The sequence below is a fragment of the Methylomonas sp. 11b genome (assembly GCF_000515215.1).
In the GTDB taxonomy this organism is placed as follows: Bacteria; Pseudomonadota; Gammaproteobacteria; order Methylococcales; family Methylomonadaceae; genus Methylomonas.
This window is the reverse complement of record NZ_KI911557.1, coordinates 42,268-55,747: the sequence shown is the minus strand read 5'-3', so window position 1 is coordinate 55,747 and position 13,480 is coordinate 42,268. Positions and strand designations below refer to the sequence as shown.

General features: G+C 49.5%; 9 protein-coding genes. 1 reads left to right on the top strand and 8 read right to left on the bottom strand.

Translation table 11 applies throughout. The features are described 5' to 3' along the window. Positions 1 to 85: 85 nt before the first annotated feature. The 6 genes from METH11B_RS0100260 to METH11B_RS0100240 form a co-directional block, all read right to left on the bottom strand. The gene (locus METH11B_RS0100260; RefSeq protein WP_026600231.1) at positions 86 to 994 is read right to left on the bottom strand and encodes a hypothetical protein; all 909 of its coding nucleotides are present in this window, start codon (positions 992 to 994) and stop codon (positions 86 to 88) included. A 189-nt stretch (positions 995 to 1,183) separates the two neighbouring features. Beyond that, on the bottom strand, positions 1,184 to 1,528 hold the full coding sequence (locus tag METH11B_RS0100255; protein ID WP_026600230.1) for a hypothetical protein: 345 nt from the start codon (positions 1,526 to 1,528) through the stop codon (positions 1,184 to 1,186). Then, entirely contained in the window at positions 1,528 to 2,280 is a 753-nt protein-coding gene (locus tag METH11B_RS0100250; protein ID WP_026600229.1) for a hypothetical protein, read from the bottom strand. The genes METH11B_RS0100255 and METH11B_RS0100250 overlap by 1 nt, the downstream gene beginning before the upstream one ends. Before the next feature lie 714 nt (positions 2,281 to 2,994). Further along, positions 2,995 to 3,177 (bottom strand): CstA-like transporter-associated (seleno)protein, encoded by a 183-nt coding sequence (locus tag METH11B_RS28195; protein WP_081733713.1) that lies wholly within the window; start codon positions 3,175 to 3,177, stop codon positions 2,995 to 2,997. Between the two features lie 11 nt (positions 3,178 to 3,188). Continuing rightward, on the bottom strand, positions 3,189 to 3,503 hold the full coding sequence (locus tag METH11B_RS0100245) for a PilZ domain-containing protein (RefSeq protein WP_231499555.1): 315 nt from the start codon (positions 3,501 to 3,503) through the stop codon (positions 3,189 to 3,191). 106 nt (positions 3,504 to 3,609) lie between these two features. Continuing rightward, positions 3,610 to 5,907 carry a DNA internalization-related competence protein ComEC/Rec2 gene (locus tag METH11B_RS0100240; protein WP_026600227.1) on the bottom strand — a complete coding sequence of 766 codons (2,298 nt, stop codon included), beginning with the start codon at positions 5,905 to 5,907 and terminating at the stop codon, positions 3,610 to 3,612. A gap of 260 nt (positions 5,908 to 6,167) precedes the next feature. On the opposite strand from METH11B_RS0100240, the gene METH11B_RS25865 reads away from it, so the two are divergent. Then, a complete protein-coding gene (locus tag METH11B_RS25865; protein WP_026600226.1) occupies positions 6,168 to 7,487 on the top strand; it encodes a PepSY-associated TM helix domain-containing protein in 1,320 nt (439 codons plus the stop codon). 29 nt (positions 7,488 to 7,516) lie between these two features. On the opposite strand, the gene METH11B_RS0100230 is transcribed toward METH11B_RS25865, so the two are convergent. Continuing rightward, the gene (locus METH11B_RS0100230) at positions 7,517 to 8,377 is read right to left on the bottom strand and encodes an HDOD domain-containing protein (RefSeq protein ID WP_020481931.1); all 861 of its coding nucleotides are present in this window, start codon (positions 8,375 to 8,377) and stop codon (positions 7,517 to 7,519) included. A 29-nt stretch (positions 8,378 to 8,406) separates the two neighbouring features. After that, positions 8,407 to 13,479, bottom strand: coding sequence for a response regulator (locus METH11B_RS0100225; protein ID WP_026600225.1), 5,073 nt, complete (start codon positions 13,477 to 13,479; stop codon positions 8,407 to 8,409). Between the last annotated feature and the right edge of the window lies 1 nt (position 13,480).

Genomic DNA, 13,480 nt, shown 5'->3' with positions numbered 1-13,480 from the left:
TTAATGCCGGAAGGACCATCCTTCCCGCGACGGATACGAACTTTATGCATCAAAATCCCTACGGACGATGCACTAAAAAAGAATTTCAGTGCGTTGACTCGTAGATGTTTTTATGATTTTGAAAGCGACGATATTCCGTTTTGCGCTTATTCAGGTTACTAACGTCTTCAATCCTGTTCTGCCAGCGATCCAGTCCGGCAGCATCACAAATATCCAATATCTCAGTGCCGGTTAGATCATCCAATAAATTCATGCCGTCCAGGGTGGCAAATAGCATGTAAAGAAGCGGAAATCGAATCTTGCTTTGCAGTGGCGGAATCCGTCTTCGATAGGCGAGTTTTTCCAAGAAATTGCCATCCCCCTCTCGATAAGCGCGCTCCTCGCGCGCTTGAAAATAGGGAATATGACGCATCACGGAAGGATCAATCTGAGCGGCAAAACAAAGAGAATCGTCATCGCCGGCGATGGCTTCGGCCACCAACTGAGTCATCTTCTTGCGATGAACCATCATGGCGATGCAATCATGCACACTGATCATATACAACACCATGAGGCAGCCAGCCTGTTTAGCGGCCTCTTGCTTTTCGTCCTCACTCAGTGATTCGAAGAGAGCCTGAGCTTCCTGCTTTTCCTCCGGCGTTTTGGGAATACGGAAGTCCCAGGTTGAATCAAATTCGTCGGAATCAGTATCGGTAATGCACTCGTCTAAAAAGGCAGTACGCTCTTCGTCGGTATAGCGTTCAAGTTCGGCGTTAAGATCTTTGAATTCATCTTTATCGTAAACGGCGGCAATGAATGCCTTCACGACCACATTTTCAATGGTGTAGTGCTTGGCGTAGTCAGTAAGTTTCAGATTGTTGAGGATCTCGTACATCCATGGCTGGAACTTAATCCAGCCGCCGTCCTTTCTGATTCTGGCCAGCATTTCGCCATAGTCGGGCAGGAGGCGCTGAACGTAACGGGTGGCGAATTTCTTGCTGGGTTTGGGGAGCATTTCAGATGCGCGTAATAAATAACACGCTAAAATTTAGACGATTTCCTGGAGTCGAATGCACCGAGCCGCCATTAACCATCGGTCAACAATTCATGCTAAACGTAAGGTAAACTTCGGAAAGCAGCAGTTTAGGGTGTCTGAACAGAGTCTGATTGAATACTAGGCTGGCGGCATTACCGAAACATAGAGTTATTTCGGCAATATGTCGATCAATCTTTCTGTTTGCGATACGGTTGTGTACTTGTCATTTGCGGTAACTGTAGATGACAGATCATAATCAGCGGTTGTTCTTAATGCTCTCAATTGCTTAAGGATGTAACCGATTTTTTTATCATTAGTGTCAGGGCTTTTGACTAACCCTGAAATTAGCTTTGCATGAACACCGCCGTCTGCAGAGCTATCCATCTTGTAGACATCGAGACAGTGATGATATGCCGCATAATAAGCGCGGCTTATCGAGTTTCTTATTTGAATTTCACTGTCATCAGGCAAAGCTTTTGCGAATTGTAAAAATTCCCATTTGTCGATTGGCATTAGTTCTGGCAAGCTCTGAACGCAACTGTCATGTTACCGAGATCGATGTTAGGTTGACAGGCCAGCATTTCGCACAACTCCATATTCATCTCGATTGTTGCGTCAACATTCGAGGACGTTCCTATCCAGCTAAATAGTTCTTGAGTTTCTTCTGTATCAATCAAAGAAAGATCCAAGGTTCTGATGTCAAAATGGTGTTTAAGGCGAATGCTTTCCAGAATATTGGAAAGCATATGAAGACTATCTATAGGAATGCCTAGGCTCAAAACCACTTCTGCGTTTTCGAAAAAACCTTGCGTTTCTCTGTCAACCATAGGTAGTTGTAGTGGAATCAATGATTGATAGTGCTCTACCACTTTATCGAACAAACAGAGAAAATAAGCTGCTTTAATTGCCTTTTCAAGAAGTTGAGGAGCGTAAGGAAACCGAGTCAAGCCTTTTTCCGCCCATTGATAACTTTCAAAGATACATCCAATATTGTACAGAGATGTGCAATAAGCATCATAGTTGGAGGCCGAGCTTTCTAAGCGGATAGCTAACTCATGCTGTTTTTTGCATTCTTCTACATCATTGTCCAAGCATGCAATCATCCCTAAGATACAGGCATAAGATGCGTGATTGCCACCTTTGATTTTAGATGCTTCCCGTTTTAACCTAGCAACTTCAAACTCGGAAGGAACTCTACCATCAGCTATGTAGTGGCAAAGTTCGTCAATGAGCTGATTTTCAATTGTATTTGGCTGTAACGTCATTTAAGTTGTCCGGTAAACGGAAGTGTCAATTTTATTAGCAGCTTTTTTCTGTACAAATTAGCAGCAATTGTTAGCTGTACTTAAGTAGTAGCATTTTTTTCTACATCATAACTAACAGCAGCTATTTTCACCACAAGTTTAGATGCGTTTTTTGACCTGCAAGTTCTCAGAAATTGTTTAGAGGCCACATATCAGTTTTACGGCAACATAAGGTTTTGCCGATGATTGTCATTCCAGACACCCAGCTTATAGTCAGTAAGCTCTGGAATTTTCTCTGTTTTTCTATGGCTATCTTTTTTTCGGTCGGCAATGAGAAAAGCTATATGACCAATTCAAAAGCTACGCAACCAGATAGCCGTGGGTCGCTCCGCCCAAGATCAAATCAACAACTGAGCTAATCTAACGTTTGTGTGCTGTACCAAAATTGTACCAGCGCATGTTATTCGAGCCCTGCAACTCAAGTGTGAATGAGGTAGGGCTGGTATAAGCGAAGCCGGCAAGTTATTGATATTTAAGGTTATCGCCTTTAATGTTAGGCTTTGTAATCAGCCGGTCGCGGGTTCGAACTGTCACCAATGACTATAGAAGCTTGGGTTGAAAAACCTGAGCCTTTTTATTGCCTTCCGGCTTACTATTCCATGGCTGTAATAACCGCATCGGATCTTAAAGTAGTCCGACAACTTTTGGTGCCAGCAATTCAAGCAACAATTAAATTCAGCAACACCGCTTCACGCCATTCCATTTACGCTGCGTTTCAGCGGCAAAAAACGCTTTTCTACTTAACGGTGGAAGCTGTTCCGCGTGATGTTCGTGCCAGTGTCGCAGATAGCGTTCATAAGCGGCATCGCCGTTGAGGTGGCGCCAGAATGACCGTAAAGACAGAATGAACGCGCTCATTACGCCCCCGATTAATCTTTACGCTGCGGAGCCAGCTTGACGCATTCGAACATCAGATCGTCAAATTCGTCTTCGCTGTGTTTGTTCGGGTTATATTGCAAGCCGCATTCGCGGTCTTCACGGATATGTTTGATGTTGCCGTGTATCGACATCGCTACCCTCGATTCCGGCAGGATGATGGAAATCCGCAACTCGGCCTCTTCCACTGCTTGCCCCAGGGGTTCTTTCAAACGAATTTTAATGCCGCTGTAACTCATATCGACGACCTGGCCATCGATGATGATTTCACCGCCGGGCGGTGGCGGTTCGATAATGATGTGCGCCACGAGTCCTTCAGGATTAAAACGTATTCTGGTACGGTTATCATTCTCCACTGCAATGCTCCATATTTCGGTCCTGAGAGTATAGGCAGAAACGCCGACACGGCAAAATTTATCTGACATCAATACTCTGCCGATTCGGAGCGGGTGTCCGCCAATAGCGTTGCCGCTTTACTCGCTCTGCTTTGGGCTGAATCTTTTCATATCCAGTGCGCACTGAAATAGCGCCCTGCTCGGCCGTATTGAACCAAGCTATGCCAAGTTGTTTATAGCGTTCGATAACCTGCGGGTGCGGAAAGCCAAAGCGGTTTTTATAACCGGCGGGAATCAAAATAAGCGTGGGATTAACTTTTTCAAGCAAAGCACGGCTTGAAGAGGTTTTACTGCCGTGGTGCGGCGCCAGCAATACATCGCTGGCAAGTTCTTCACCGTACTCGCGCACCAACCAATCTTCAGCCGCTTGTTCGATGTCGCCAGTCAGCAAAAAATGCTGCCGTGCGGTGCTTACTTGTAATACACAGGAGTTATCATTATCGCCGACGAATCCACTTTCCGGAGGGGACAGCACCTTGAATGTTACCTCATCCCAACGCCAGGTTTGGCCGGCCCGACAATACTCGCCGTGTTCGCGTGCGGCCCATTCAAGAACGCTACTAGCGGTCTTGTTCACCGGCAATTCGGCAAGTATCGACTCGGCGCCGCCACTATGATCGTTGTCGCCGTGACTAATCACCAAGCTATCGACTTTAGCGATACCTTGCTCGCGTAAAAACGGCAAAACCACTGAATCGCCCGTATCGGAGTATTCCGAATAACGCGCACCGGTATCGAATACCAGAGTATGTTCCGCAGTTTGTAGCACGGCCGCTAAACCTTGGCCCACATCCAGCACCGTCAGCCAGGCTTCGCCGGGTTTGGGTTTTTCGACCTGCACGAATATCAGCGGAAAAAATAGTAACGGACTTAAATACCGGCATGGAAAGCCGCGTGGCGCCAACAGCAGGAGTACACCGATGGACGCGAATCCAACGGCATACCAGGGCGGCGGGAGGCAATAAATGCTGGCTAAGGGCAATTCGGCCATGTACGAAAGCACCCACCACAACCCTTGCAGGATATAGTCCAGGAGTTGTAGCAACAGCGCACCCAACGCGGGCCAGATGAACAGTAACACCACCGCCAGCAGTGCCGGCGGTACGATCAATATGCCGATAACCGGCACCGCAAACCAATTGGCGATAGGCGATATCAACGATACCTGCTGAAAAAACACGATCAATAACGGCGATAAGCCCACTGCTGTGGCTAATTGCGCGCCGCCGGCTTCGCGCCAGTACGAGGGTCTGCCCAATCGCCCCACCGACACGTAAATCAACAATGCCACTGCCAAAAATGATAACCAAAAACCGACCGATAACACGGCCAAAGGATCGAACAGCAATACGGCCAACAACGCCAGCAATAAAATTCGCATAGCCGCGATATTACGCTGCCAAGCGATTGCCGCAAGAGCTACGCTGAGCATAATTACAGCTCGCAGGGTTGGGACCGAGTATCCCGCCAGACCGGCGTAAAACACCGCAGCTAGCCAAGCGCACAAAGCGGCGGCCCGTTGCGGCGAAATACTCAGCACCCCAGTCCAGGCCCAAAGCCGCCTGGTCCAAAGATAAATCAGGCCGGCGATCAAACTAATATGAGAGCCGGAAATCACAATTAAATGCACAACACCCGTGATTCTGAACACTTGCCATTGCTGTTGGGTGATCGCGTTTTGGCTGCCGATAGTCAGTGCTTTTATGATGCCTAACTGCGCACTGCCGGGCAAAGCCGCATCCAGTCGTTCAGCAATTACCTGCCGACACCGGGCAAAATATTGACCGATACTCGGCGAGATACTCGTAAGTTGCGGCGCAGGTTTGTCGCGCACATAACCCGTCGCGCCGATATGGTTGGCAAATAACCAGGCTTCGAAGTCAAAGCCGCCGGGATTGAGGCGGCCGTGCGGTTTACGCAGTTTTACGTAAAACTCCCAGCTTTGGCCGGCAGCCAAGTTAAATTGCGGGTAATACCAACTCAGACGAATTTTATCCGGAAAATCGCCAGACGGCGCCGTGACAATAAAATCGAAATTGGTCCGCTGCCCTTGTTGTTGCGGCAGAGTGGCAATATAGCCTTGAACCTTCACTTCCTGGTTTTGATAGGCGTCGGGTAATTGTTGGGACAGCCGCCAGCTGCCGAATATACTCGCCCACAACACCCCGGCCAGCAACGCGAAAAATCGCCAATTTCGCCGGTACATCAACAGCAAGCAGCTTCCACCTAAACCGATAAACTCAAACAGATTCGGCAAGCGGCTGAATTGTTGGACCGCAACAATTCCGGCCAGAAATAGCAAACTGGTCGCATTCATTGTGTCTCCAACCGAAGTTTATCCTTTACTAACCACCCCATGTTTTTCTACCAAACAAACTCCGCCGCCTAACGTATTTCACGCAGTCTAGTCCATTTTTTAAACTTGTCCGCCCTGCAACGGCTGTCGCGGGCTGGTTGTTGTTACATTAATCCTGCAAAATAGCCAGCTGCCGTGCCCGGCAAATTTTGTTTTTTAATTGATAGCGTCTACGGCTGCTCAGCAGGCGGACTGTCGCTAAAACGCCAACTGTTTACCTAATGCCAGAGACCCATTACCCGTTGATTGTCCGCCCGCGCTTTATCCTCAATGCCCGCAAATGGTGGCGCTTATGCCATGTTTATTTGGCACTATGTTTGGGGCTCATCTTCGCGCTCATCGGCTTGACCGGCAGTTTGAGTATTTACCGGGAAGAATTGGATAGCTTGCTCAATCCGCAATTACGCGTCGATACCCCACAATCACCTGCTTTATCGCCGGACAAAATCGTCGCTGCGGTACGCGCAGCCCAACCGGATCGGCACGGCGCCTGGACACTGGAAATGCCGCGAACGCCGGACGGCATGATCACCGCCTGGTTTGAAAAGCCCAAGGAAAGCGTGGGCGCTTTTTATGCACCGTTGATGGTCTCGGTCAATCCCTACACTGGCCAGGTTGTCGACAGCCGGCTATGGGGGCAGACGCTAACAACCTGGCTGTTGGACCTACATACCCAATTGCAATTGGACGGCTTTGGCCGGAATGCGTTAGCGGTTGTAGGCGGTTTATTAATGTTGTCGGTCTTCAGCGGCTTGTACTTGTGGTGGCCAGGCTGGCGAGCGTTGCCCCGCGCCTTTTCGGTAAGTCAAAACACTGGCTTGATGCGGCTATTGTTTGATTTACACCGACTACTGGGAGTAGCCAGCTCGGGATTTTTAATCTTGCTGGCCTTTACCGGTTTTCATCTGGCTTATCCTACCCTGCTGGAAAACCTGACCGCCGCGTCCGGCATGGGACATGGTGACGCCGGACCCAATGTGCGCAGCAGTGCCATACCCAATGACCGGCCGACCAGTCTGTCGGAAGCAATCTTAGTGGCGCGCGGGCCGTTTCCCAGTTCGGAAGTCCGGCGTATTACTACACCGGTTGGCGAGTTGGGGACGTATCGGATCAATTTACGGCAACTCAACGAGATCAATCAACACCATCCGTTCACGACGGTCTGGGTAGACCGCTGGAGCGGGCAAATTCGCGATGTGCAAAACCCCAACAAATTCTCGGCCGGGCAAACATTTACTACCTGGCTTTGGCCACTCCATACCGGCGAAGCCTTTGGTGAAAGCGGCCGTTTGCTGTGGTTTTTTGTGGGATTGACGCCGACATGCCTGTTTTTAAGCGGATTAATACATTGGTTGTACCGGCATGGCTTTGTTGCGGATCGAGAAGTAGACCTGGCACGGGTCACTGGCGCAGCAACCACTGCTTGCATAACGGCATTAAGACGCGTGGCCCAGGCAATTTTTAGGGTAGTGATCCCAGCTGCAAACAGCTTTTTGCAAAAGATGTACGGCCGAATCAGGCGTATAAAAAGACTAAAGTAGTTGTGTAGGACTTGTTTCTGAGACACTTCTTAACGAAACAGCACTTTTGCTAATTCCTGAGTTTTTAGATATTGGGTTTGCAGGTCGGCAAATATTTCAGCCTGACAAGCCGGGCTGATGGCCAGTTTCTCGAACGCCGAGACCGGCCACATCTCTTTATTGTCGAACACACTACCTACCATTTGCGTCGCAGCGCCGACTAAAGCCGCCTGCCGCCAATAGCTACCTTGATAACCCGGGTTACGATGGTACCGAATAATCGCCACCAACGCTTCGGGTATTCCCCAGGAGAGAGTCAGATGCGCCCCTACTTCGCAATAATCGGTATGCAGCAATTTACGTAGGGCTTGATTCAAATCCAATTCGGGATTGGCTTGTTTAAAACGCAGGGCCTGATGGGTTTCTTCGGGCATGATGTCGGCCATGCACAGCAAGCCGATGTTGTGCAGTATGCCGCCGGTATGCACGGTTTGCGCTAATTGCTCCTGGCCTCGCTCCGCCGCAAGCTCGTCGGCCAGCGCACGGGCAGCGTGCGCCACCAGCATGGTACTGATCCAATAGCGTTTAATATCGAAACTTCGGCAATCCCTGACATTAAACGGCTTCATCACCGACAAACCTATACCGACGCCCCGGACAATATTCAAACCCAGTTTCAAACAGGTTCTTTCCAATGACGTCACCGGTTCGCTGGAGTTGTTAAACCAGGCCGAATTGGCCAAGGCAATCAATCGGGACGAGATAGTCGCATGCCCCGCCAGAATCTTGGCTAACCGGGCATAATCCAGATTGTCGTCGGACAAGGCTTTAACGACTTGATGAACATCATGCGGCAAAGAAGGTAGCCGCTTAATATCTGCGAACCGTTCCGGCAATTCAAGATCAGTCATAATCGTTTACTTGTCTGTCGTTAGGGGGCTTATTTCGCCCGAATAAATTCCAGCCGGAAATCTTTGTCAAACATGGCCGGCACTTCGGCGGCGGTCAGAGGTTGGCTAAACAAATAGCCTTGCACCACTTGGCAGCCCAAACCGCTCATCACCATGGCTTGCTCTATCGTTTCGACGCCTTCCGCCACCAGCGAGAAATTCATCGCGTTAGCCATGCCGATAATCGTACCGAGCAGAATCGGGGTTTGCGGATTGAACAACACATCCTGAACAAAGGTGCGGTCGATTTTCAGGCAATCCACCGGCAACTGCTTCAGCGACGCCAGCGACGAAAAGCCGGTACCGAAATCGTCTATCGCGATTTTCACCCCTATCCCCTTCAGTTTTTTAAAAATCTCCAGGTCTGCGGCAGTTTGCATGGCACTTTCCGTGACTTCGATTTGCAAATAGTGAGCCGGCAATTGCGTATGTTTGAGGATTTCCCGCAACGTAAACGGGAATTGCGGATCGCGGAAATGACTTGCCGAGACGTTGACAGCCGTAGTGAGTAACGGCAACCCTTGTTTTTGCCAAGCGATTAATTGCTCGCAAGCCTGTTGAATAGCCCAGTCGCTAATTTTACCGATCAAACCCAAGGCCTCGGCCAAAGGAATAAACTCGCTGGGTCCCAACAAACCGCGCAGCGGATGTCGCCAGCGCACCAAGGCTTCGATACCTATCATTCGCCCATCTAACATACTTACCTGGGGCTGGTAATACAATTGCAACTGCTGATGCTCCAGCGCATCCCACAAGGTTTGCTCGTCTTGCATCCGCTTAATTGCCAGCCCCGTCATCTCCGGCCGATAGTAAGCGTAGCGCTGTTTGCCGGCACTTTTTGCTGAGTACATGGCGGTGTCGGCGGCTTTCATCAGGTCGTGCTCGTTCTCGCCATCTTTTGGATAAATAGCAATACCGATACTGACACGAGGCTTTAAATGGTGGGTGTCCAGAATTAAAGGCCGGTTGATTTCCTGCAAACAACGTTCGGCAATTTCCATGGCCTGAAATTCGTCCGTAATGCTGCTGGCGATAATACAAAATTCGTCGCCGCCCAATCGCGCGGCAAAATCCTCTTCGCGCACCACGCTTTGAATGCGTTGCGCTATGGCTTTCAGGAACTGGTCGCCGATGTTGTGCCCAAAGCTATCGTTGACATACTTAAACTCGTCCAGATCCAGGAATAAAAACGCAAACTCCAGCTTGGCGCGCGCCGAGGCTTTGATGGTCTGTTGAATACGTTTGTGATAATGCACACGGCTGGCCAGACCGGTCAACTCATCGAAATACGCCAACTGGTGGATAATTTGTTCCGATTGCTTTTGCTTGGAAATATCCTGAACCGTGCCGGTGACAAAACTGTGCTGTCCGCTGCTGATCATGGCCGTATCCTGACGGACGCTGATTGGGTTTTCCAGATCCGGCCGCAACCGGTACTCCACATACTCTACCTGTTCGCCCTGGGCAGCGGCCTCTATCAAGGTCTGCACTATTTTGCGGTCCGCGGCCTCGATTAAATTTAAATAGTTGCTGAGCTCTCCGCGAAAGTAGTCGGCCGGCATTTGGCACATTTCCGCTAGAAACGGCGAGATTTCGAATTTATCTTGCTTCGGATCCCAGGTCCAGTAACCCAAACCGGCGATGCGTTGCGCGGCGGAAAGTTGCTGCTTACTGTTGCGTAATTCCGCGGTGTCATGGCTGGAGCGCAGTAAAAAACGGATGTGATGGATTAACACCACATGGTTAAGCGGTTTGATGATAAAGTCGGTAGCGCCCACCTTAAATGCCCGATTTATCGATTCGATGTCTTCCAATCCGGTAGACATAATGATGGGGACATCGGTCATGGCGGGGTTGGCCGACATGCGCCGGCAGGTTTCAAAACCGTCGATACCGGGCATAATCGCGTCCACTATGACCAGATCCGGAATAGCCGTCTCCAACAACAGTAGTGCCGCTTCTCCACTCTCGGCCTCCACAACGTCGAATCCAGAGGCTTTTAACTGCTCGCCGGTAATCAATCTGAAGTTTGGATCGTCGTCTATCAGTAAAATTCGCTTGGCTTCCAGCGACAGGTCGGCTACTCGCTTATCAATGCTGGCTTGCGGCACATCGGGCTGCGCTGTGCTGGCATTGGCAATAGCGCGCAACTCGGCTAAAGCCTCCGGCAATTGCGCCTCGAATTCCGCCAGCAGTGCCGGAATTGCTGCAAGATCTGCTTGGCGGCCGACAGCTTCCAGTAATCGGCAGGTTTTGGACAAGTCCCTGGCACCCAGATTGGCGCTGGACGATTTGAGGGCGTGAGCCATATCGGCTAACAAATCCGCCTGCCCATCGGTAGCGGCTTGTCTAAGTTTTTCGGCTGTTTCCGGCGCGGTTTGCAGATAGAGTGCTATGGCTTTGTTTAATAAACTTACCCCATTCGCATCGTAAATATCCCGAAGCTGAGCTAGATCGGCCTGGCAAATCGGGCCGGGGGTGCAGTTGTCTGACATTACTGCGTCTTGATATTCCAGCGGCGCCCGCTCCAGTACATTATCCACGGCATTTGGCAGCCAATTTAGCAACAGCTGGCGCAGTTGTTCCTTACTGAACGGTTTACTTAAATAGCCGTCCATTCCGACCATTTCACATTGATCGTGTATGCCTTTTTGCACATCGGCGGTTAAAGCAATAATGGGAACTCTGGTCGAGGCCGTGGCTTGCTCATGCTCGCGAATTTTGGTCGTTGCCGAAAAGCCGTCCATAACCGGCATATGACAATCCATCAAAATCAAGTCATACCGACGCCGGCAGGCTGCTTGCAGCGCTTCCTGACCGTCTGCTACCACCTCCGCGGTGCAGCCCATGCTTTCCAAAAAGCTTTTCACCACTTCCTGATTGACCAAGTTATCTTCAGCCACCAAAATGCGTCCTGAAAACCTAATTTGCTCCGGCGTAACGGCGGAAGGCACCGTTTGCTCCACGGGTGCGAACGTGGCGATTTCCAGCAAGCAATTCAGCAGGCGTTGTTGGAAAACCGGTTTGTTCAAATAAAAGCTGATGCCGTATTCGTGGGTCAGGCCGGTTTTAATGCTGACATTTTCAGAGCTGAGCATGATCAACGGCAGTTTGGGAATACGCTGGTCGCGTTGAATGGCCTTAGCGAGCGTCAAGCCGTCCATCACCGGCAAATGCCAATCCAGCAGAGCTACTTGAAACGGATTATTTAACGTAGCCGCCTCGACCAATAGCTTCAGCGCCCTGGGGCCGCTATCGACGGTCGTGACATGGGCGCCCCATAGCGAAACTTGATCGTGGAGTATGTCGCGGTTTATCGCATTATCATCCACTACCAGGATGTGCAGACCTTCCAAAGCACTGGTATCGGCACGTTCGATGTTGGTCTGGATGCCCAACCCCAATTCTAAGTCAAAGTAAAACCGGGAACCTCGGCCGATATTGCTTTCCAGCCCCAGACTACCGCCCATTAATTCGACTAATTGCTTGGAAATGGTCAAACCTAAACCGGTACCGCCATAGCGCCGGGTTATGCTGCCGTCGGACTGCGTGAAACTATCGAAAATTTCCGCCTGGCGCTCCGCGGCAACCCCTATGCCGGTATCGATTACTTCGAATAATAATCTGACTTTATCGCGAGCCGCATTTTCCGGAAAACTCACCTTAAGCTGTACATCGCCTTCTTCGGTGAACTTGATGGCATTGCTCAGCAGGTTAACCAGCACTTGCCGTAATCGTTCCGCATCGCCTTGCACAATAAAGTGCATTTGGTGCGGAAGATTCAATATCAATTCCAAGCCTTTACGGTGGGCTTGCTCCGCCATCATTTCCACGGTGTCTTCCAATAAGCGGCGTAGATCGAATTCCTGAACGATCAACTGTAATTTGCCGGCTTCGATTTTGGAGAAATCGAGAATATTATTGATGATGCTTAATAGCGAATTGGCGGAACGATAGGCGGTATCGGCAAATCGGCGTTGCCTGTCGTCCAAACCGGATGACATCAACAACTCGGTCATGCCCAATACGCCGTTCATTGGCGTTCTGATCTCGTGGCTCATGGTTGCCAAAAATTGCGACTTGGCTTTACTGGCTTGTTCGGCTTGTTCTTTAGCGGATAGCGCTTCGGCGATGCTGATACTCAGTTCTTGATTTTTTTCTTCCAATTGCTGGGTACGTTCGACAACCTGTTGCTCCAAAGAATTGCGATGCATGGCCAGTTGGTCGTCTCGGAACTGGATTTCCGCCAGCATGGCATTGTACACATCGGCTAAATCGCCGAATTCGTCGTTGCTGGTCTTGTTAATGCGATGCGAAAAACTCTTCTCATGACCCACCGACTGCATCGCGTCCATCAGTTTAAGTAAGGGTGCCAAAAATATTTGCTGCAATTTAGTGGTTAAAATACCGATTAAGATCATGGTAAACACCACGATCAAAGCCATAGTCGAATAAAACGCTTTTAATATAGCGTAGAAGCCGCTTTGGTCATCCACCAAATGCAATACACCCACCACGTCGCCATCCAGTTCTATCGAACGGACAAAATGCAGATTATTTTCCTCATCGTATTTGAATACGTTTTTTTCGCCAGCCTTACCGACAATATTATTGGTAGGAAACAAGTTCTCATACCAATCAACGAAAACTTCGCCTATAAAACCATATACGCTTTCAGAGCTAGGAATGGATTGCGCATCGTTTAAAAGCGCGGAAGCTTTTTCCGCATCCCAATGACTAACACCGAGTTTTTGCGAGTGATAGTCGGCAAATAACTTGCCTTGCTTATCGTATAATTCGGCATTTAATATACTGTCCCGGGTTTTCATACTATTCAGCATGGTATTAGCCGACACAGTATCTTCAAAAACCAGTGCCGCTGAAATATTCGATGCAATAATATTGGCAATTAATACCAGCTGCTGCTCGGTATCTTTCTTTTTGGCATAATATTCATTTACAACAATCGCAGTGCTTGCCGAAAATAGCGTCAACACAGCGATCAAAGTCATAATAAATACTAGCTTTATCTTGATAGGCGCATTATTAAACCATTTAAACATG